16 protein-coding genes are annotated in these 20,470 nt (G+C 65.3%); 6 read left to right on the top strand and 10 right to left on the bottom strand.

From position 1 onward, the window contains the following. Nucleotides 1-7 precede the first annotated feature (7 nt). From HD842_RS04880 to HD842_RS04865, 4 genes are all read left to right on the top strand, one after another. Nucleotides 8-484: an SH3 domain-containing protein gene (locus HD842_RS04880; protein ID WP_183551669.1), complete on the top strand. Its 477-nt coding sequence runs from the start codon at nucleotides 8-10 to the stop codon at nucleotides 482-484. Nucleotides 485-673: 189 nt separating this feature from the next. Beyond that, the gene (locus HD842_RS04875) at nucleotides 674-1,093 is read left to right on the top strand and encodes a hypothetical protein (protein ID WP_183551666.1); all 420 of its coding nucleotides are present in this window, start codon (nucleotides 674-676) and stop codon (nucleotides 1,091-1,093) included. 74 nt (nucleotides 1,094-1,167) lie between these two features. Then, on the top strand, nucleotides 1,168-1,842 hold the full coding sequence (locus tag HD842_RS04870; protein ID WP_183551663.1) for a DUF6624 domain-containing protein: 675 nt from the start codon (nucleotides 1,168-1,170) through the stop codon (nucleotides 1,840-1,842). A gap of 343 nt (nucleotides 1,843-2,185) precedes the next feature. Next, complete coding sequence (locus HD842_RS04865; RefSeq protein ID WP_183551660.1) at nucleotides 2,186-3,889, top strand: diguanylate cyclase; 1,704 nt, start codon at nucleotides 2,186-2,188, stop codon at nucleotides 3,887-3,889. Nucleotides 3,890-3,928: 39 nt separating this feature from the next. Here the strand turns inward: HD842_RS04865 and HD842_RS04860 are convergent, their stop codons facing one another. The 5 genes from HD842_RS04860 to HD842_RS04840 form a co-directional block, all read right to left on the bottom strand. Then, entirely contained in the window at nucleotides 3,929-4,633 is a 705-nt protein-coding gene (locus tag HD842_RS04860; RefSeq protein ID WP_183551659.1) for a hypothetical protein, read from the bottom strand. Between the two features lie 95 nt (nucleotides 4,634-4,728). Continuing rightward, the gene (locus tag HD842_RS04855) at nucleotides 4,729-6,858 is read right to left on the bottom strand and encodes a two-component system response regulator (protein ID WP_183551657.1); all 2,130 of its coding nucleotides are present in this window, start codon (nucleotides 6,856-6,858) and stop codon (nucleotides 4,729-4,731) included. A gap of 33 nt (nucleotides 6,859-6,891) precedes the next feature. Beyond that, entirely contained in the window at nucleotides 6,892-7,833 is a 942-nt protein-coding gene (locus tag HD842_RS04850; RefSeq protein ID WP_183551654.1) for a polysaccharide pyruvyl transferase family protein, read from the bottom strand. A 21-nt stretch (nucleotides 7,834-7,854) separates the two neighbouring features. Beyond that, on the bottom strand, nucleotides 7,855-9,162 hold the full coding sequence (locus HD842_RS04845) for a lipopolysaccharide biosynthesis protein (protein WP_183551652.1): 1,308 nt from the start codon (nucleotides 9,160-9,162) through the stop codon (nucleotides 7,855-7,857). A gap of 241 nt (nucleotides 9,163-9,403) precedes the next feature. Further along, entirely contained in the window at nucleotides 9,404-9,880 is a 477-nt protein-coding gene (locus tag HD842_RS04840) for a GNAT family N-acetyltransferase (RefSeq protein ID WP_183551650.1), read from the bottom strand. Nucleotides 9,881-10,046: 166 nt separating this feature from the next. Between HD842_RS04840 and HD842_RS04835 the strand changes: the two genes are divergently transcribed. Together HD842_RS04835 and HD842_RS04830 are read left to right on the top strand one after the other, a co-directional pair. After that, on the top strand, nucleotides 10,047-11,027 hold the full coding sequence (locus HD842_RS04835) for a PP2C family protein-serine/threonine phosphatase (RefSeq protein WP_183551644.1): 981 nt from the start codon (nucleotides 10,047-10,049) through the stop codon (nucleotides 11,025-11,027). Nucleotides 11,028-11,165: 138 nt separating this feature from the next. After that, nucleotides 11,166-12,746 (top strand): FHA domain-containing protein, encoded by a 1,581-nt coding sequence (locus HD842_RS04830; protein ID WP_183551642.1) that lies wholly within the window; start codon nucleotides 11,166-11,168, stop codon nucleotides 12,744-12,746. Nucleotides 12,747-12,947: 201 nt separating this feature from the next. On the opposite strand, the gene HD842_RS04825 is transcribed toward HD842_RS04830, so the two are convergent. From HD842_RS04825 to HD842_RS04805, 5 genes are all read right to left on the bottom strand, one after another. Next, on the bottom strand, nucleotides 12,948-13,838 hold the full coding sequence (locus HD842_RS04825) for a pirin family protein (RefSeq protein WP_183551640.1): 891 nt from the start codon (nucleotides 13,836-13,838) through the stop codon (nucleotides 12,948-12,950). A 71-nt stretch (nucleotides 13,839-13,909) separates the two neighbouring features. Beyond that, the gene (locus HD842_RS04820) at nucleotides 13,910-16,198 is read right to left on the bottom strand and encodes an SUMF1/EgtB/PvdO family nonheme iron enzyme (protein WP_183551638.1); all 2,289 of its coding nucleotides are present in this window, start codon (nucleotides 16,196-16,198) and stop codon (nucleotides 13,910-13,912) included. A 7-nt stretch (nucleotides 16,199-16,205) separates the two neighbouring features. Beyond that, nucleotides 16,206-18,260 carry an SPFH domain-containing protein gene (locus HD842_RS04815; RefSeq protein ID WP_183551636.1) on the bottom strand — a complete coding sequence of 685 codons (2,055 nt, stop codon included), beginning with the start codon at nucleotides 18,258-18,260 and terminating at the stop codon, nucleotides 16,206-16,208. A gap of 124 nt (nucleotides 18,261-18,384) precedes the next feature. After that, nucleotides 18,385-19,389, bottom strand: coding sequence for a hypothetical protein (locus tag HD842_RS04810; protein WP_183551635.1), 1,005 nt, complete (start codon nucleotides 19,387-19,389; stop codon nucleotides 18,385-18,387). Continuing rightward, nucleotides 19,386-20,465, bottom strand: a complete 1,080-nt coding sequence (locus HD842_RS04805; RefSeq protein WP_183551633.1) for a hypothetical protein — start codon at nucleotides 20,463-20,465, stop codon at nucleotides 19,386-19,388. Before HD842_RS04805 ends, HD842_RS04810 begins: the two co-directional genes overlap by 4 nt. Nucleotides 20,466-20,470 lie beyond the last annotated feature (5 nt).

The raw sequence follows: 20,470 nt of genomic DNA, 5'->3' as shown, positions 1-20,470 counted from the left end.
GGCCAGCATGCCATCGTCGACCCACATCGCGGCGCATTTCGCCACGTACATTGGAGCGTTCGGCGCGGCCCTCGTGCTGACGCTGTGCGCCTGCGCGTGGCTCACGCCCCGCTCGTGGTGGCGCCGGCCCAATGCCCGCGCACTGGGCGTGCTGGCCGCCGGCACTGCGGCCGGCGGCGCGCTGCTGCTGGCGCTGTTTGGCGTACCGGGCACAATCCCGCCGTCGGTCGAACTGGCCGAGGCGCCGCTGCCGGCAACCGACGTGCCCGTGGCCGGCGCGCCCTACCGCGTGCGCGATGCGCTCAATCTGCGCGTCGCAGGCGGCATCGGCGCCGAGCGTTTGCTGGTGGTGCCGGGCGGTGCACGCGTGATTGCGACCGGGCGCCGCGATGGCGACTGGTGGCAGGTGCGCGCCACGCTCGATGGGAAGGATGTCGAAGGCTGGGCCAGCAGCCTGTGGCTGCGGCGCGCGGACGAACGCTGATTTTTGCGGATCACGACCGCAGAAGCGATCCACTGATCGTGCCTTTCTTATCCAGATCAACCGATCATAATTAGGTGGCTTCCGCAACATCGAATCGTTGTGACAGTGAGAATTCAAGCATTTCCCACTTGAAACCGCCTGTACACTCCAGGTCTTCGACATGTAGATTACCTAACCAAGGAGTACGTCATGCATATGCAGCCATCCACGTCTGGTACCCTTCGCCGCGTTGGCACCCGTTCTATTGCTGCTATCCTGGTCGCAGGCTCCATCACTGGCGCGATATGCGCCAATGCAGAGCCAGTGGCCCCTACGCCGACGTATATGGTATCGATGGCACTTGAAGCAGATGGTGAGAAATCGATTCCGCGTGTATTGGCCAAGGCGGGAGAACAATTCGCGGTAGCCTCAGGTAACTGGCGAGTCGAGATGACAGTGCGTCCAGGAGAAACACTCACTGACGTATGGGTGTCCAGTAAGATTTTCAAAGATTCTACGTTGATTAGTACGCCAACCTTGGCAGCACACGTTAACGAAAAAGCTGTTATTAAAGTTGGCGACGGCAGCGATGCTTTCAGCTTGGCGACGACGGTATCGCCGCAGCCGTAACCTGACTAAACCGTCGATTTCTCCCATAAGTCGACTTGGTGCTTGCGACCGTTATTACGATTACGTCCCGATTGATGAAAAAAATAGCAGTCGCATTCACCCTTCTTTTGTATTTCAGTTTCACGAAAGCGCATGCACAACATGTGCCGCCTCCATGCAATGATTATGAGCGAAGCTTGGAAGCCATGAGGACTGCTGACCAAGCACTGCGGCATCGCATTGGCGAGCTCACACGTTTTCCAGAAGCCAATGCAAAGACCATCAAAAAAGTAACAGGGCATATTATTCTGGTCGATCGCACCAATACAGCGAAGCTCGTTTCTCTGGTCAAGCAATGTGGCTGGCCACGTCCCAAGATCCATGGAGAAAAGGCCGTTGATTACGCCTGGTTGATTGCGAAGCACGCTGACATGAATCAAACCGCGCAGCGTACCTTTCTCAAGCACCTGAAACAGGCCGTAGATAGCGGCGACTCGCCTGCTTACACCTATGCGTTTCTTGCTGACCGCATCGCGTTGAATGAAGGAAAACCCCAACTATATGGAACGCAGGTTGAAAACAAAACAGAGTGTGATGTCGTGATCGTCCCTCTGGACGACTATGCCAAAGCCGATGCGCGCAGGAAGACTGTCGGATGGCCGTCGCTAAAAGATTATGTGTTTTTGCTGACGAAACATTTGAAGGAGAAAGGGTGTCCAACGCCGCACGTTGCGATCGGCACTGAGTTACCGCCTCCTTTGTACCGTTGACGCGATCTGCTTTATCAGAGCAAAGCGATCCACGACGCTTGAGCAAGCGACGACATCCTACGATCGTTCCAGAAACTTGCTCGTCAATATCGAGAAGGAAGCATATGCCTGGCTCGATGGCAAGGATGTCGAAGGCTGGGCGAGCGGACGAACGCTGGTCGCCGGTTGCGGGACGTGTCGCCAGTCGGCCTCCGTCGCTGCCTACCGGTATCTCTTTCGGGTTCGTCCAGGGCCAGACATGTGGCCCCATCGTCCAAACAGACGGGGAAACAAGCGGCTCTTTGACTTATCGCCAGCGCATAGCGGGGTTATGATTGCACATCATCAATTATTTCCCTAAGGCATGTTTTCCAGACTCGACCCCAGCCTTAAGGTATTCGGCGCCCTGATCATCATCATCGTTGCCTGCCTCGCCACGCTGCCCTGTATCAGCAGCTACCAGGCGAACGCTACTTTGCACGCGCTTCAGGACGGCGCGAAAAAAGAGCGCGCATACAACCTCGCGCTCAGCTTGCTGAAGGATGCCGAGACCGGTCAACGCGGCTTTCTGATCGGCAGCGACGAAAGCTTCCTCGACCCCTACAATGTCGGCGTTGCGGGCATTCCCGCGGCGCTCGAGGATTTGCATCGACTCGCCAGTTCGGACCAGGAGCGAACCCTGGTGGCACGCATTGCCAGTCTCAGCCAGGCCAAGGTTCTCGAGATGGACAGCAGCATCCGCCTGAAAAGGGCGGGCAAGACCCAGGCGGCCATCGACGCCGTGGCGAGCCAGAAAGGCAAGCTCCTGATGGACGAGCTGCGCACCCAGTTCGGCCGCCAGATTTATGTCCTGGCCGAGCAGCGCAAGGTGCTGCGGGACGAACTGACGTCAACGCTGGGCTACAACTCCGCACTGGGTATCGGCGCCGCCCTGGCCAGCCTGGTCGTGATCGTGGCAACGGTGCTCATCGTGACCAGGAGCTTGAACAAGCAGGCAGAAGTGGCCAACCAGTCGCAGTTATTGGCCGAGAACAATGCATTACTGGCGAAGCAATCCGCCGTGCGCGCAGAGCGCCTGTCGGTGGCAGCCGAGATGCTGCACGCGCTGGACAGCGTCAAGGCGCCGTCCGAACTTGCCCGCATGCTGCCGGTATTCCTGCGCAAGCTATTACCGGACACGGCTGGCGCGGTATATCTCTACCGCAATTCGCGCGATGCGCTCGAACTCAATGCGTCGTGGAATCTGACCGACAAGGCGCCCCCTGCCATCGCTCGCGATGAGTGCTGGTGTCTGCGGCTGGGCAAAATGAACGTCGCGACGGCGCAGCACGACCTGTTCTGCGATCACGGTACGCCCTGGATCGGCAAGTATGCATCCCAGACGTGCGTCCCGATGATCTCTCAAGGCGATGTCGTGGGTGTTCTGATGGTCCTGGACGACCGGCACGAAGACAACCAGAGCGACAGCATGCACATCATCGCGCTTGCCGAACAGCTGAGTCTGGCGATCAGTAACGTCTCGCTGCGCGACACGCTGCGCCACCAGTCAACGGTCGATCCGCTCACCGGCCTGTACAACCGGCGCTTCTTCGACGAATCGCTCAAGCGCGAGCTGGCGCGCGCCCAGCGCAGCCAGAGCGCCTGTTCAGTGGTGATGATCGACCTGGACCATTTCAAGCGCGTCAATGATACCTACGGCCATGAAGGCGGCGATCTGGTACTGAAGGCCGCCAGTCACGCCATCCTGCAGCGGGTGCGCGCAAGCGACGTCGTGTGCCGCTACGGTGGCGAAGAACTGGTGCTGATGCTGCCGGACTGCAGTGCCGAGGAGGCGCAGAAGTGCGCCGAGGGCATCCGTTCGTCGATTGGCGGGATCGTCATCGAGCACGCGGGGCAGACCATCTCGGGTATTTCAGCATCGTTCGGTGTGGCGCAGTGGCCCGGTCATGGCGATGGCGAACAGGCTCTGCTGTCTGCCGCCGACCGCGCCCTGTACGCGGCAAAGAAAGGTGGGCGCAATCAGGTGATGGTCGCTGACGTTGTCATACCGGCGCTGGAAGGCGCCTAGTCGCCAACGAGCCGGGAAGCAGCGTTGCCGCTGACCGGCTCAATCACGCGCAGTGCGCCATTCCTGCTGCCGGGCCGGCTCTTCATCCTTCGGACAGGTCGTGAAGCGCTGCTTGCCGTGCATTTCGATCATCTCGACGTTGGTCGTCGGCGCGCGGTCCGTCAAGCAGTAGGTGCGATCTCCGGTGATCACGCGGGTGCGCCGCGCGCCGTCGCCCGTGTTGTTGACCAGTTCGACGACGCGCGGCGCCTCCCACAGGCGCGGGGGCGCCATCTCACGCGCATGCTCGATGCCGCGGCGCAGCCGCAGTTGCGGGCTGTCCGGCGGGAGCACGATCGTCGGCTGACGTTCCTTGCGCAATGCCCGGTCGATGTCGCCGATGCTGCGGCGTGCGCTGTCCATGATGGCGGCCGTGCTGGTGGTAGCCGATTCAACCGGTACTGGCGGCGCATCCGGCACTGGTGCCGGTACCGGAGTTTGCACGGGCGTCTCGGCCTGCACCACAGGCACAGGCCGCAGCGGCGTACCGGGCTTCCGAGTTGGTGCAGCCTCCGGTTGAACCGGCGGGACAGCGACAATGCGCGGCGCGGGCACCGGCGCCGGCGCCGGCACACGCAGCCACAGCATCGCCGCATCGTCCCCCGCAACCGGCGCCGGCAACGTGCGCGCCATCTGCCACGCCAGGATCAACAACACATGCACGAGCAGCGTGGCCGCCAGGCCCGCGCTGCGGGGGTCATTCAAACGGTAACGCCAGGTGGCCCGGTTCATCTCCCCAGTATAGCCACCCCGATGGCGTCACTTACTCAACAATTCTCACCGCGCCCGGCCGCCTCCCCTCACGCGGCGGCAGACACCGGCACCTTGGCCGCGTGCAGCGCCATCAGCGACGTCACCAGGTGCGCCGGCAGCGGCCGGCTGACCAGGTAGCCCTGGATCTGGTCGCACCCATGCGCCAGCAGGAAGGCCTTCTGCGCCGGCGTCTCGACGCCTTCGGCGACGACCTGCACGTTCAGGCTGTGCGCCATCGTGATGATCGCGTTGACGATGGCGGCGTCATCGGCATTGGTCGTCACGTCGCGGATGAAGGCGATATCGATCTTGAGCTTGTCGATCGGAAAACGGCGCAGATAGGCCAGGCTCGAATAACCGGTGCCGAAATCGTCGACCGAGACCTGGATGCCGTGTGCGCGCAGATTGCTCAGGCATTGCATCGTGCGCTCGGTGTTGATCATCAGCGACGTCTCGGTCAGTTCCAGTTCCAGCAGCGCGGCTGGCACGTCATGCGCCGCCAGCGCGCGCAGGACATCGCCTTCGAGGTCGCCCTCGGCGAACTGGCGCCCCGCGATATTGACCGACACCTGCACCGCCCCCGTTGCATGGAGCGACCAGGCCTTGATCTGGCGGCAGGCCGTGTCGATCACCCAGCGGCCCACGCGCACGATCAGCCCCGTTTCTTCGAGCACCGGCACGAACAGGCCCGGCGACACCAACCCATGCCCGGGCCGGTCCCAGCGCAGCAGCGCTTCGACACCGACGATGGTGTCCGCGCCGAGCAGCAGCTTGGGCTGGTAATACAGCTCGAATTCTTCGTTCTCGACCGCCTTGCGCAGCGCGTGCTCGAGATCCTGGCGCTGCAGCGCATCGGCATTCATCTGTGCCGTGAAGAAGCGGTAGGTGTCGCGCCCGGCCTGCTTGGCCTCGTACATGGCGGTGTCGGCGTACTTGATCAGCACCTCGGGGTCGGCGCCATCCTGCGGATGGACCGTGATGCCCACGCTGGCCGTGACGATCACCTCGAAGCCGCGCAGGTTAAACGGCGGATACAGCACCTCGGCGATGCGGCCGGCCACGGTGGCGGCGTGCGCCGGGTCCTGGTCGAGCATCAGGATCAGGCCGAATTCGTCGCCGCCCAGGCGCGCAACGGTGTCGCGTTCGCCCACGCAGGTGGCCAGGCGCGCGCTGAACTGCACCAGCAATTCGTCGCCCATGGCGTGACCGAGCGTGTCGTTGACGTTCTTGAAGCGATCCAGGTCCAGAAACACCACCGCCACACTGGGACTGGCGCTGTGCGTTGCCCGGACCGTGCCGTGAAGCGCTTCGTAGAACCAGGCGCGGTTGGGCAGCCCGGTCAGCACGTCATGGCTGGCCTGGTACTGCAGGATTTGCTGCGCGACCCGGCGCTCGGTGATGTCGCGCACCACGCTGACGATGATCCAGTCATTCCCGGACAACAGGGCCTGGCGGTGGATTTCAACATCCACCACCCCGCCATCCTTGCAGTGCAGCGTGACCTCGCTCAGCCTCGGCTTGATCCGGCCACCCGGCGTGGGCTCGAACATCGCCTCCAGTTCGTCGTGGGTCGCCGCGCCCAGCGCCACCGGGCCCAGGCTCAGCATCTCGGCGCGCGTGTAGCCCAGCATGGCGCAGGTGGTGTCGTTGACTTCGACGAAGCGCATCGTGTCGCGGCTGACCAGCATGAGGGCGTCTGGCGTCGCATTCATCGCCGTGCGAAAGCGCAGCAGGTCGGCGGTGCGGGCAGCGATTTTCTGCTCAAGCACGAGCACCTGGTCTTCCAGATCGCCCATATCCTTCAGGCGCAGCAGATTGCGCACCCGCAGTCCGAGCTCCGTGGGATCGACCGGTTTGCTCAAAAATTCCTCGGCCCCCGCCTCCAGTCCCGCCTGGCGCATGCCGGTATCCTCCACGCCGGTGACCATGATGATCGGGATATTTTCGGTCGCCGGATCGGCCTTGAGGATGCTGGCCACCTGGCAGCCGTCGATGCCCGGCATCGTCTGCGCAATCAGGATCAGGTCTGGCGCTTCGGATGCGACCGAGGACAATGCCTCTTCGCCGCTGGCAGCGCTCGTCGTCTCGTAACCGCCGGGCGCCAGCAGGCAGGCCAGCCGGTCGCGGCTCTTGGCTTCATCGTCGACGATCAGGACAGTCGGGGCGGAGGTGCTCATGAGGTACTATCCTTGGAAAAAACGGGCATGCGATCAGACCTTCACCAGTCGCACCAGATCGCTGTGGGCGGTCCATTCGTCGATGTATGTGGAATTCTTGCCGTAACTGTTGTCGATCACGGTGTGGTGCTTGTCCATCAGGCACGCCAGGATGTGGCCGTGCAGGCGGTCGGTGACGATATGGTCATGGCGCGCGAACAGCGCCACGGCCCTGGACGAAAAGCGCTGCGCGACCGGTATCCAGTACCACGGCCCGATCAGCTTCTTGCAGGTTTGCCAGCCGCGCTTGATAAAGGCCGCCTGGATGCGCCAGGCAAAATCGATCAATCGCTTATCCTTGCCCACGACCTCGATCCAGTCGGTTCGGGTATCGAATTGCGCATCCTTCAGCGACGCCGGCACGACCGGCTTTTCCGTGTCCACGCGCTCGATGCGCAGCACGCCGCTGGCCTTGCCGCTGCTCGCAATCGGATACAGGTGATGCGCCATATCGGGCGCCAGATACACATTCTCGGAAAATCGATTCGCAATCTGCTGCGACGCTTTATCTCGCACAAAAATGTGGACATCGGCATGGCGCCGGAACACGGCGACCGACCGGTCACGCGTCGCTTCACTCGCAAAGAACACGGTTTGCGGCAACATCACGATGCGGTTAGCCGGAAAGCGCGTGATGATCTCTTCGCGTATCTCGTTGATGTTCGCGTACAGGTCGCCGAAATTGCCGCCCCCGTGAAACACCAGAATATCGCCCGGCTTGACCCATGACGGATCGAATGCCCACGACGTCGATATCGTGCGCGGCGACAGGCGCTTCTTCCTGAAGAACGCCAGCGTGCCCTGCATGATGAGCAGGTCGCCGATATTGTCGTGCATCGGAATATCGATGTAATGAAAGTCTCTGCCCTTCAGCAAATCATGAATGGTGTCATGCTTGTTTTGCAGATCCTGCATCATCAAACGATGGTTACTCAAGGCTACTCCCGAAAAATCAAGTTACTTAGTACGCGTCACTAGCCGGCGCAGGATGGCAAGGTCGCCGCGGGTCGGGATGAAATCGGGCATCGGCTCATTGAGCCGGCGCACCCCGAGAATGATCGTCGTGATCAAGCGCAGACACGCCCCCGCCAGCATCAATCCCGCCAGCCAGACATACGTATTTTCCTGCGGCAGAAACGGGATCGCGATCAGCACCGGGACCACGGCGATGATCTGGCGCGCCAGTACCAGCCCCGGTTGCCCGGCGGCGGTGAAACGCTGCGCCAGCGTCCAGCTGGCGCCACCGATCACGCATTCGAACAGCAAGATCGCAAACGGCATCGTCATCGCCGCAAAGGACTTGCCATAGATGAGGTTAAGCAGCCAGGGCGACAGCGCACCGCCGATCGCGGCCAGCACCATCAGCGGCATGAACGTCACGCGGAAGGTATTGCGCACCGACTGGCTCAGTGCTTGCTCATCCCGGCCGGCAAAGCGCGAAAACAGCGCGACCGACGCCGATTCCTGCACCGCCCCGATCAGGCGCGACGTCGTGAATGCCAGCGCATAGAAACCGTATTCGCGGATAGTGCCGCGATTGAGCAGGAACAGCTTGTCGAAATTGACCAGAAATAAGCTCAGCAACCCAATGCCCTGCTGGTGAAAACCATAGCGCAAGACCACCCAGGGCTGAACCGGCTCCTTGACCTCGACCTTCAATTGCCAGACACGGTGCTTGCGTGTCCACCACAGCCCCATGCCCGTGACGCCAATCAGCATCAGCAATTGCGTGGCCAGGATCTGTTCAAAGCTCACCACGTCGAACCACAGCACCAGGGGCAGCATCAGGACCAGATTCCCGAACACCTGCGTAAAGCGCAGAATGTTGAAGAAATGCAGATCCGAATGCAGTTGGGTCAGCGTGAAGAGATACATCTGGCTTGCCATGAACGCGGCAAACGCCAGGATCAGCCACATGAACCGGTGCAGTTGCACCGCGTCGCTCAATTGCAGCCCTGCCGCGGCCAGCGCAGTGGCAAAGATGCTGATGCTCAGCAGTGACAGCAGAAGGAAGCGCAGATACGGAAACTGCCGCGCCGCCCCGAAGTGATACAGATAGCTGCTGCCCATGCCGCACTGCGCGATACCGGCGGACAGCGAACAGACCAGGATGGCCGCCGACAGCAGGCCGCGCCCTTCCGGACCCAATATGCGGGCGGTGATGACGGATGAGATGAATCCCACCACGGTCATGCCCATGGTGGTCATCAGGGTTTTGCCGAACGCGCGCGAAATGGAAGGCATCGACGGCGCTGTCGCGCTCATGCCCATGTCTCCCATGCTGCCTTGGGCAGGACGGTTGCAGGAAGTGTGCGGATCGGGTTATGCAGAATCATCATCATCAAAACTTGTCGAGCACGGCGCGCCAATGCACCGCTCACGTCCGATCAATACGGACGACCACCATTGTAACCTGCTGCCAAAACGAAAACTTTTGTCGCGAGGCAATATATACTGAAAGTGCACAGTACGTTACATGGCCGGCGACTTAGGTCAGGCAACTGGGTCAATTCCCTGCCCAGGCGAGGTGCATCGGATTGAACGACAGGCCCTTCACGCACTGGGTCGGCGCCACCCGCACGAAGCCAAGCCGTTCATAGGCCGACACGGCGTAGTTCGACGCATTGACCGTGAAATTGCCGTCTCCGCCGCGCGCGATGGCGGCAGCGCGCGCGGCGTGCCACAGGCGCCGCGCCAGTCCCTGCCGCTGCCAGGCCGTGCCGACAAACAGGTGAAACAGATGGCTGTTGTCGCGGATCGCGATGAAGCCGGCCAGCCGCTCGCCATCAAGCGCAACATGATAGGCATACCCGCGCGCCAGGTAGCCGCGGATGCCTTGCTCGTCATTCTCGGCCAGGAAGGCCGCGGCGCCGAGCGGCGTTGATTCGTGCACGATGAATTCCAGCGCCAGGCTGCGCAGCAGCGCGGCCATGGCCGGCGCCAGGACCGGCACGTCGGCAGAATCGAGGGGACGGATGACCATGGCGCGTTTTTCGAGGAGGGTGTGATGGAAACGTCAACATACCATGCCCGGTGTTCCAGGCTGCAGGTTCATTGCCCTCGGGTGGCGCGAATAATCGCATCTGTTCAGCGCATGACTTGCCAACAAACAGTAGTACAGTGTCATCATCCCACCACAGCCCCAGCCCATGCCTTCGACGCTTGCCGACTTTCGCTTTGCCCCCTCCTTCGATGTCGCCGTCGCGAGCCGCGTCGGCGTGGGGCCCGCCACCCGCAGCGAAAACCAGGACAATCTCGTCGTCATCGATTTCGACGGCCGCGCCTGCCATCTGCATGACCAGCTGCCGGTCATCTCGACGATCACCGGCTGGCCCGCCGGGCATGGTCGTCTGGCAGTCCTCGACGGGATGGGCGGCCATGGCCACGGGCGCGAAGCGGCTGAAGCGCTTGCCGCCGGTCTTCTTGCCATGCCGCCCTGCACGACACTCGCTGCGTTGACGGCCCACCTCGATGTCCTGCACGCCACGCTGCAGGCACAGTTTGCCGATGGCGCCGGCGCGACGGGCCGGCCCGGCACCACGCTCACGCTGCTCGAACTGCCGCCCGGCGCCGCGCCGCTGCTGTACCACGTGGGCGACTCGCGGCTGTATGAACTCGATGCGCAGCAGGCCACGGCGCTGACGGTCGACCACGTACCGGCCACCGGCGCCGCACTCGCCGGCCGCCTTGGCGAAGCCGACTGGTGGCGCGAAGTCCATGGCCGCCACGCGCCGCAGATTGCCCAGGCATTCATTCTTGGCAATGCCTTTGCCGATCCATCGCGCCTGTCCGATGGCTTGTTTGCGCTCACGCCCGCGAACCTGCCATGCTGGCTGGCCCACCTGCCCGACCGCCGCGCGCTGCAGTTGCGGGCCGACGCAGCCTATCTGCTGGCCACCGACGGCTTCTGGTCGTGCGCCCAGCCGGACAGGTTTGTCGCGCGCTGGCCGGCGCTGCTGGCCGATGCGCCAGCGGCGGCGACGCTCGTCGAACGCCTGTTCGGACTGATGGAACACGAGCCGCCTGCTGGTCTGCAACCCGATAATCTGACGGCGCTCGTGCTGCGCCCCCTGCCCCGCCACGCCGACGAAACCGCCTTGCCGCTGGACGACGACGGCGCCAGATATTGAACGTTGGAAAGATGGCAAAATAATTTGATGCTGTAGGTAAATAATGTTGATAATCAACGAGCTCGGTGCGCCGTGCCTGCTGAAAACAGCGTAAGCTTGCAATACCGTTTTCGAACTTTCTAAACTGATCAATCTGACATGAATCGCTGCCGCAATCCCGCGCATCCGCACTGCACCGTCTGGGTCGCCCCCGGCGAGGTGCGGTGCGCGCACGGGCATGCCCAGCCCGAGGCGGCGGCCGGTGCGTATCAGGCGCACGCTGCGCCGTTGCCGCCGTCGGCAAACGCGGTGGTCGATGGCTTGCCAGCCAGTTTCGATACGATCAGCGCGGTGCGCACGCGCCGGGACACGGTCGTCCCGGCTACACCAGCCCCGACCAGCCTGCAGCGCCCGCAACTGCACATCAGCGGGTTCGATCCGCGCGCGGCCGGTGGTCGCCAGGCCCTGCGTCTCGAGCTGCGTGGCATGCCGATGGATTGCGCGCCCGACGTGCGCATGCTTGTTCATTCGGCGCTGCGCCTGCACGGCGGCGAGAGCTATTGCTTCCAGCGCACCTCGCGCGGCGACTGGCGGCCGCTGTTTCTCGAATTTTCATCGCGCGGCCTCGAACACGGCCAGTACCGCATCGAGATCGAACTGCACAGCCGCCATGCCCATGCGCCCGATGCCAGTCGCACCTGGACCTGCTCGCCCGTGATCCTGGTGCCGCGCCAGGATGCCAGCCTGGGTGAAATCCACCAGACCTTCCTCGCCACGCACAAGAACGTGCGCGTCACGGCCGACGACGCCGGCATCGCCCGCGTCAATGCACCGGGCGGCGGCCGGATCGATATCGATGTCGTCGCCCGCAACGCATCCATTGCCCACCTGAACCTGGACGGCGGCAACGGCACCGGCAAGATCGATATGGGCATGACCACCATTGCCTGGGACGAAGACCTGATCGAGATCGACCTGCCGGCCCAGCCTGCCGCGCACCCGTGCCTGACCGACAGCGCGTGCCTTGTGCACGCCGAAGCCGATTCAGCCACGCAGCGCCACGTGCGCCTGTTCGCGCTCGATGAATTCATGCTCGGCCGCTTCGAGCTCGACGCACCCGACGCCGACGTGCTGCTGGCCCACCATGGCGAAACCGGCATGGAGATCGGTGGCCTGACGCGCCGGCTATCGGGCCGGCACGCCATCATCCGCCGCAGCCGCGCCGGGTTCGAAATCGAAGACGTCTCGCGCTACGGCTTGTTGCTCGACGGCGTCTGGCCTGGCAAACACATGCCGGTCCAGCTGCGCCTGGGCATGCGCATCGAACTGACGGCCAGCATCAAGGGCATCGTCACGCTCGAGGTGACGGCGCTGCTGGCGCACGCGGTCGTGCTGCACCGGCTCGATGCGGGCGCACGCGCCGAGTGTTTTTATCTGATGGCGCCGGATGCGGTGCCGCCGGCCGGTCAGGCAGCGCTCAACGGCGCTGGCGCACAGCCGGTCGCAATGCCGCGTGCGGTCGCCCTTCCGCTGCTGTTCCACCGTGATGGCGGCTTTTGGCAACGTGACCGCGCCAGCGGGCGCGACGCGCCGCTGGCGATCAGTGGCACGCTCGACCGCGTACAACAATCCGGCATGGGCATGGCGGCGCGCTTCGTCCCCACGGCCTATCCCGAGGCACGCGCCGACCGGCGCAGCGTCGACCGCCGCAGTTTGCTTGCTGCCGCCCTCAGCGCCTGATCAGCCGTACGACGGCACCAGCACCAGAAAAACCAGCGCCGCACCCGCCAGCAACACGGCCTGCAGGGCGAACACGATCGCCGGCGCACGCAGGTGTTCAGGAATTTTCATGGCATCACCTCCCTCGTATTGACACGTACAGAGTGATGCCAGATTACGCCCGCCCGCACCGAACGGGCGCGCGTTAGCCCCGCGGCAAGGTCAGTCGCGGCGCCAGGTTGGCGGCCACTGCGGCAGCGGGATGCGTTCATTGTCGCCCGCCAACGGCACGAAGCGATCGTTTTCCCAGTCGCGCGCCGCCTGTTCGATGCGCTCGCGGCTGCTGGAGACGAAGTTCCAGAAAATGAAGCGCTTGCCGTCGAGCGGCGCCCCGCCGATCACGACAAAGCGTGCGCCGGCAGCGGCGCTCACCCGCACCGCCGCCCCCGGCTCGAGCATCGCCATCGTGTTGGCGGGGACCGGCTCGCCGTCGATCTCGATCGTGCCGAACGGCGCGTACAGCGCGGTTTCATCGGGCAGGTCGTTCAGTTCGATGGCAGCCCCGGGCGCCAGCTGCACATCGAGGTACAGCGTCTGGCTGAAGGTCGGCACCGGTGACGTCTGGCCGAACGCGCTGCCCACCAGCAGCCGCACCGTGGCGCCCGGAAGTGCAATCTCGGGAATCCGGTCGGCCGGTGTGTGGCTGAACGCAGCCGGCGTTTCTTCGTGCTCGCGCGGCAGCGCCGCCCACAGTTGCAGGCCGTGCGTGCGGCGCGTGCGTTCGAGCAGATCTTCAGGCGTGCGCTCGGAATGCACGATGCCGCTACCGGCCGTCATCCAGTTGACGGCGCCCGGCTCGATGCGCTGCTCGGTGCCCAGGCTGTCGCGGTGCATGATCGCGCCCTCGAACAGGTACGTCACCGTAGCGAGCCCGATATGCGGATGCGGCCGCACATCGTGGCGGGCGCCGGCCGGTGCTTCCACCGGTCCCATGTGGTCGAAAAACAGGAACGGGCCGATGGATTGGCGGGCTGCAGCGGGCAACAGGCGGCGCACGGTAAAACCGCCGCCCAGGTCTTTATCGTGGGATCGAAACAGGTGCGCGATGGCCATGGCAGGTGTCGTAAAAAAGGAAAGGGAATGCCTGACTGTACACCGGATCGCCCGGCGCCTTCCAGTCTTGTCTACATCAGCTCGCGCACGACGCGCAGCCCGACGATGTCATTGGACAGCACGGCCGAGAAGCCGTTGCGCAGCGCCGAGCGCAGGTAGCGCGGGTTGTACAGCCATGATCCGCCGCGCAGGATGCGGCGCACCTGGTCGCCGCCCGTTTCCCAGGCGCTGCCGTCGCCCGGTGCGCCGTCGTAGTTCTCGTGCACGACATCCTGCACCCATTCCCAGACATTGCCGTGCATATCGTGCAGGCCCCAGGCGTTCGGTGCGAAGGTGTCGACCTTCGTGGTGCCGTGCCGGAACTCGCCGCGCGGCCCGCCGTTGTAGGTAAAGGTGCCATCGAAGTTGGCTTGCGTCGTGGCGATGGTGTCGCCCGTGTTGAAGGCCGTCTTCGTGCCGGCGCGGCACGCGTATTCCCATTCCGCTTCGCTTGGCAGGCGATAGCGCTTGCCCGTCGCTGCGCTCAGCCACGCCACGTATTGCAGCGCATCGAACCACGTCACGCCGACCACCGGATGGTCGTCGGTTTGCGGGAAGCCCGGCGCGGCCCAGTCCACCTCGCCGGCCGGCTGCCAGCTGCTTGCCTGCGCGAAGGCGCGCCACTCGCCGACCGTCACCGGATAGCGGCCCATCGCAAACGGACGCTCGATGCCGACCCAGTGCTGCGGGGTTTCACGCGCGATCCAGTTCTTCTGCGAACCGGCCGCCATCGCGATGCGCCGCTCGTGCTCGGGAGAACCCATCTGGAAGCGGCCTGTCTGGATCAGCACCATCGCCGGGCCACTGCCACTGCCGTCGATGAAGGCGTCGCGCAGGATGCCGGTGTCGGCGACCGGCGCCGTCGCTGCCGGCGCATCTGCCACTGCCACTGCCACCGCCACGGCCGCTGCTGCGTCGGGTGCCCGTTCCTGGCTGACAGGCTCGTTCACCGTGCCCGCAGCAGCCTCTTCGCGCGCCTTTTTCTGCTGCGCCAGATAGGCTGCCGCCGCTTTGAGTTGCGCGGCCTTGCGCGCGGCTTCCTCTTTGGCCGCCTGGGTCTTGGCGACTTCTTCGTCGCGCCGTGCCAGCAGTTGCTGGCGCAGCGATTCCTTGCGCGCCAGGCGCGCCTGTTCGGCCTCGAGCCGTTCACGCCGCTGCTGCTCGCGCAGCTGCACGCGGCGCTGTTCGTCCTGCTGCGCCTTGACGACGGCGGCCGCCTCGGCCTCGATCGCACGCCGCGCTGCCAGTTCGCGCGCCACGCGTTCCTGCTCGATGCGCTCGCGGGCATCCTGCGCCGCCTGTTCGACGGCCGACGGCCCGGCCGCCGCGCGGATCGCCGCCAGCAGCGCGTGCACGCTGGCCGGGCGCGCCGCCGGATCGCGCCCGAAACCGCCGCGCAGCACCTCCCACTGGCGCGCACCCAGCGTCTCGGGCACCGTGCCACCCGGCTCACCAGGCAGCACGCCGGTGAGCAGCTGGTGGATCATGACGGCCACCGCATACACGTCCAGCGTGGACTCCGGTGTGCGGCCTTCGATCACGGCTTCCGGCGCGCGGTAGCCGGCCGTGCCGGACGTGGCCGGGGCATCGAGCTTCGATGCCGGGCCGCTGGCTCGCGCGCGCGCCGCGATACCAAAGTCGAGCAGCTTGACGTCGCCCTTGGTCGTGACGAACACATTGCCCGGCTTGATGTCGCGGTGGACGAGGTGATGCCGGTCCCACGCATAGTCGAGCGCAGCGGCGACAGGGTCGAGCAAGGCCAGCACGCGCGCCAATGGCAGTCGGCCTTCGCGCGCCAGCACGGCGTCGAGGTCCTCGCCCTCCAGATATTCCATGATCAGGAAAAAGCTCGACGTGGCCGGGTCCTGCGCCCATTCGTAGACGCGCACGATGTGTTCGTGCGCCAGGCGCCGCGCGCGCGTGGCTTCCTGGATCAGGAGCTTGGCGTGGCTGGCAGCAGACGTCGCATGCGCCGGCAGGATCTTGAGCGCCACCTGGGCGCTGTGCCCCAGCTCGGCATGCGTGGCGAGGTCGGTCGCCTGCCACACCTGGCCCATGCCGCCGTGCGCAATCAGGCGTTCGAGCCGGTAGCGCCGGTTTTGCGGGCCGATTTCCTGACCCGTCATCAGGCCGATTTCGGTGCCCGGGCGCGCTGCAGGTGCAGAGGCGTCGTAGAGCGCATCCGGGTCGGCAGGCCGCTCGCCCGGCTGATAGGCCGCGTCGAGGATCGCGTTCTTGCGCAGCTCGAACTCTTGCCGGCTCAGCAGGCCGTCGTCGTGCAGTGCGCGCAGTTCGCGGATCTTGTCGATGGCTGTTTGCATTGATCGATCAGGCAGACGGCGCCCCGCCGCAGGCGGCGCACACGCGCTCGTCGCGTTGCAGGGCGTGGCCGTGCACGCACTGGCGCGCGCCCGCCACGCTGGCCTGCGCATGCAAGGCGGCCTTGTTCACGTCGTTTTGAAGGGTCAACAGATCGAGCTGGTGGCGCCGGTCCTTGTCCACTTCGTGTTCACGGCGCGCCTGTTCGTCGCGCACCAGCTGCGCCGCTGCGCGCGCCGCTTCGCCCAGGTCGACCTTGCCGGCGCCGGCCACGCCGGCCAGCGCCGTCAACTGGTCGGCATCCATGTCGGCATGCACGCGCGTTTTGAGGTAATCGGCCAGCACGACGGCATTGGCGGCGTCGGCCAGGGCCAGCTTGGCCGTGTCATCCATCGCGCCCAGCGCCGCGGCGCGCTCCATCGCCAACCGTGCAAGCGCGATTTCGTGTGCCCGCTCGCCCGCGCGGGCGGCTTCGCCCAGGCCGGCGCGGCGTTCGTCGGCGTGCAGTGTCACGTCCTGCAGCGAGCGCGCCTGCAATGCTTCGAGCTCGATCGTGCGCTGCAGTTTGTCCTGCTGGGCCTCGGCATCGAGCTTGCCGGCGCCGCGCCGGGCACCCTCGATGCGCTGGCGCGCCTGTTCGTCTTCCCATTCCTGCGTACGGCCGGCCTCGCGCAGGCGCGCGTCGTTGACCAGCTTCAGGGCCTGGTAGCGCGCCTGGTACTCGGCTTCATCGATGTCGCGCATGCGCCGCGCCGCTTCGGCTTCGCTCTCGCGCAGGCGAATCAGTTCGTCACGCTGGCGCGTCGCGTCCTCGATCAGACGCGCCTGGTCGATCTTGTGGCGGATCTGCTGCTGCAGCAACTGCTGCGAGAAGCGCTGCTGCGCCGACTGGCGCGCATGCTGCGCTTCCTGCTGGGCGCTGGCGACTTCGGCGCGCATGTGCACGGCGGCCAGCGCGCGCAGGTGCTGCCACTGCGCCGCTTCGTCGGCGCGCTGCGCCCCTTTTTGCGCGGCCTCGTGCTGCAGCTCGGCCAGCACGTCACCCGCGCCCTGCGCCAGCGCCTGCTCGCGCGAGTTCGCTTCGAGGATGCGGCCATACAGTTCGATCTGGCGTGCCCGCACGCCGTGCGCGCGGTCGGCGCCCTGCAGCGACATTTCGGCGCGCGCGATGGCATCGTCCTGGCGCAGCTCGGCGCGCCGGATGCGCAGGCGCGCTTCTTCTTCGCTGCGCTTGATGCCCTGCCATTCTTCGGCGGTGTACAGCTCGTCCAGGTGGCGTTTGTGCGCCAGTTGCACGTGCTGCTCGTCGGCCGCGAGCCACATGCTGCCCACGCGCGCGCGGTTGGCGTCGTATTTGTCGTGGCGCAGCTCCACCGTCTGCACGCTCGTCACGGCCAGGCCGTAATCGGCCAGCAAAAGCTTGAGGCCGCCCTGCAGGCGTTCGTCGAGTTCTTCGCGCAGCGCGCCACCGGCCGCCATCTCGCGGATCGAGCGCGCACCGATGAATTCGAGTGCCAGCTGGCGCACCGGATGCGCCAGCAGTTCGCGCAACTCGGGCGTGCCGATGGTGCCGGGCGTGGTCATGAAGTGGCGCGCAAAGGCCGGAACGTTTTCAATTTTGATGCTGACTGTGAAGCGTACCGAAATGGCAAGCTGCTCGCAGGTCGGGATGTCGTCGAACTCGAATGGCACCGGCAGCGCTGTCGTGCGCGTGACGAGGATTTCGGCGTGCTGGTCGCGCAGCAGATGGTTCAGGCGCGTGAAAAAGCCTTCGAGTTCGTATTCGCCCTGCGGCACTTCGGTCGCCTTGTCGCCCTGCAGGATGAAGCCGCGCGCGGTGGCGGGCACGCGCAGCGTCTTGACGAACAGCCCGGACAATTCACGCAGGCCAAAGAACACGGCCAGTTCATCGGGCGCGGGCACCCAGCGGTTCTCAACCAGCACCGGCTTGCTGCGCGGCGCACCCAGGATCACGCCACAGCCCGCACAGTAGCGTGCATCGGCCCCATTCTTGCGCTCGCACCGCGGGCAGCTGGCGCCGTTTACTCCGAACATGTGCAACATAGCTGACTCCGTTTTCTCTCTTGCCTTCTGCTTGCCAACCTGCCGTCCAACTCACCGATTCTAGCAGCGCACGATCTGCGGCCGCGGTGCGCTTGTGCACACCCGCGATTTAAAACCCGTGATCTCAAATGATGCCGATGCGCTCCACACACGCAAGGCTCGCGCCGCGCGCACGCAACGCTTCGCGCATGCCTTGCGGCAGCGCGTTTTCCCACGCCTTGGGCAATAGGATGCGGTCGCCCGGCCCTGCTTCGCGCAGGATCAGCGCGCACTTCGGCGCCAGCGCATCTACGGTCTCGACCTTGCCCGCATGCCAGGCGCTCGACGTGCCGGTGGCGATCACCCGGCCACGCGCCATGAATTCACGGCCGCGCGCGATGCGATCGGCCATCACCAGCGCCAGCCCGTACGAGTCGCCCGAAAAACCCGTCTCGCCAAAGCGCACCGTCGTTTTCCATTGTCCCTGGCCACGCCCGTCAAAATGCCGGGCGCCGGCCAGCACGGATCGCACCTGGCCCTGGCGCAGCGCGTCCAGGTCGGGCACGCTGATGGCATCGTCGTCGGCGTCAAGCGCACCGGCCAGCGGCCGCACGCTGACCTCGACCCAGCCGAGATCATCGTGCTCGCCGCCGCTGTGCAGCGGGAACCAGGCACGCGCGCTGGCCGTGGCTGCGCCCGGATCGGGCTGCCCCGTCAGCGCGCCCAGGTGGGGCAAGGCGTCCGGACCGCCTGCCAGCACGCCGTCGGGCACATTGACGAGCGCGCGGCCGTCGATCCGCCCCAAATGCCAGGCGTCGGACCAGCCATTGGCCACCACGGGTCGCGCCGCTTGAAACACGCCACGCACGATGCGGTCGGCCAGTACGGCGGCCAGTTCCCAGTCGCGCGTGGCCGCATCCAGCGCGCGGTCGGCGCTGAGCACCACCTGGTCGCGGCTGTCGTAACGCGGCTCGGTATGGCGCGCCAGGCGCACTACCTGCTGCATCCGCTCGGCCTGCGCCGGTACGCCGGGCACGCTGCACTTGACGTCGGCGCGGCCCGCGCGCGGGCGGCGCGTGGCGGTGATGGTGAGCATGCTGCCGTCTGGCAGAATGCTGCGGCAGCTCGCTTCGAACACGGGCGCCGTCATGCCGTCACCTCGTCCTGCACGTGCGTGAGACGGCGCGCACCAGTTTCAACCTCGAGATTGGCAACGATGCGGTCGGCTTCGTCGAACAGCACGTCGAGCGGGCCTTCGCCGGCAACCTTCATGCGCGCCAGCAGCGCCCAGGCTTCGTCGAGCGCAGCCGCGGCGCGGCGGCTGTGGCGTGCGCGGCGCAGCTGCTCCTCGGGCGCCAGTGGCTGGCCGGGCGCGGCCAGTTCGAGCGCCGGCATCGTGCCGACCGACAGGCTCACCAGGTCGAGCCGGCGCAACAACTCCTGGTGCTGGCGAAAGCGCACCTGATCCGCCGGCAGCACGGCCATGCGCACCGCGCACATCAGGCACGGCAGCTCCAGGAACAGGCGCCGCAATGCGCGGGCATCTTCGCAGGCGGGCACGAATGCTTCGGCCGGCATCGCAGCGGCTGGTTCGGCAGATGCTGCCGCAGTCATTGGCACGACCTGCGCCGCCAGCCGTGCTTCGAGCAGCGCCGGATAATCGTGCGCCGCGCCGAGGTCGACCGGCACGCAATCGTCGACCGTCACGCCAAAGCGCGTGTACATCAACTGGTTGAAGCCCGACCGGAATGTGTTCCATTCTTCGAGCGTCGTGCAGGGCGGCAGTTCAAGGTTCCCTTGGGCCAGCTCGCGCTGCAGCGCCGTTTGCGCCAGCGCGCCAAAGCCCGCGAGGTCGACCGCGCTACCCGCTTCGCTGGCCAGGAACAGATCGAAACGCTGGTGCGTGGCGCGCGGATCGCTGGCGTCGACGGCAAAGCTCACGTGCAGGCCGATCTCGGGCGCGCCCGCAAACGGGATGAGGTCACAGGTGTAGGGCCCCGGATGGACGCACCAGGCGGTTTCCCCATCGATGGCTGCGATACGGCTGCCCGATGCCAGGCGCCGGCTGCGGCCACCCCGGTCGACCAGCACGGCGGCGCACGGCGCAGGAATGGTGATCCCGGCTGGCGCCGGCAACGCGATTGCCACGCTGCCGAGCAGGGTCGCGTCGAACGCGTCCTGCCGTGGCGGGCGTCGCAGGGGATTCCTGAACAGTGAACCTAGCATCGTTA

Origin of the sequence: Massilia aurea, assembly GCF_014200505.1 — a bacterium.
Classification (GTDB): Bacteria; Pseudomonadota; Gammaproteobacteria; order Burkholderiales; family Burkholderiaceae_D; genus Telluria; species Telluria aurea_B.
This window is presented reverse-complemented; position numbering and strand designations above follow the sequence as displayed.

Coding starts and splice junctions, on each gene's coding strand:
- HD842_RS04830 (WP_183551642.1), top strand. CDS start 11,166: ATGAATCGCTGCCGCAATCCCGCGCATCCGCACTGCACCGTCTGGGTC.
- HD842_RS04875 (WP_183551666.1), top strand. CDS start 674: ATGCATATGCAGCCATCCACGTCTGGTACCCTTCGCCGCGTTGGCACC.
- HD842_RS04880 (WP_183551669.1), top strand. CDS start 8: ATGCCATCGTCGACCCACATCGCGGCGCATTTCGCCACGTACATTGGA.
- HD842_RS04865 (WP_183551660.1), top strand. CDS start 2,186: ATGTTTTCCAGACTCGACCCCAGCCTTAAGGTATTCGGCGCCCTGATC.
- HD842_RS04845 (WP_183551652.1), bottom strand. CDS start 9,162: ATGAGCGCGACAGCGCCGTCGATGCCTTCCATTTCGCGCGCGTTCGGC.
- HD842_RS04810 (WP_183551635.1), bottom strand. CDS start 19,389: ATGACGGCGCCCGTGTTCGAAGCGAGCTGCCGCAGCATTCTGCCAGAC.
- HD842_RS04820 (WP_183551638.1), bottom strand. CDS start 16,198: ATGCAAACAGCCATCGACAAGATCCGCGAACTGCGCGCACTGCACGAC.
- HD842_RS04840 (WP_183551650.1), bottom strand. CDS start 9,880: ATGGTCATCCGTCCCCTCGATTCTGCCGACGTGCCGGTCCTGGCGCCG.
- HD842_RS04835 (WP_183551644.1), top strand. CDS start 10,047: ATGCCTTCGACGCTTGCCGACTTTCGCTTTGCCCCCTCCTTCGATGTC.
- HD842_RS04870 (WP_183551663.1), top strand. CDS start 1,168: ATGAAAAAAATAGCAGTCGCATTCACCCTTCTTTTGTATTTCAGTTTC.
- HD842_RS04825 (WP_183551640.1), bottom strand. CDS start 13,838: ATGGCCATCGCGCACCTGTTTCGATCCCACGATAAAGACCTGGGCGGC.
- HD842_RS04815 (WP_183551636.1), bottom strand. CDS start 18,260: ATGTTGCACATGTTCGGAGTAAACGGCGCCAGCTGCCCGCGGTGCGAG.
- HD842_RS04805 (WP_183551633.1), bottom strand. CDS start 20,465: ATGCTAGGTTCACTGTTCAGGAATCCCCTGCGACGCCCGCCACGGCAG.
- HD842_RS04855 (WP_183551657.1), bottom strand. CDS start 6,858: ATGAGCACCTCCGCCCCGACTGTCCTGATCGTCGACGATGAAGCCAAG.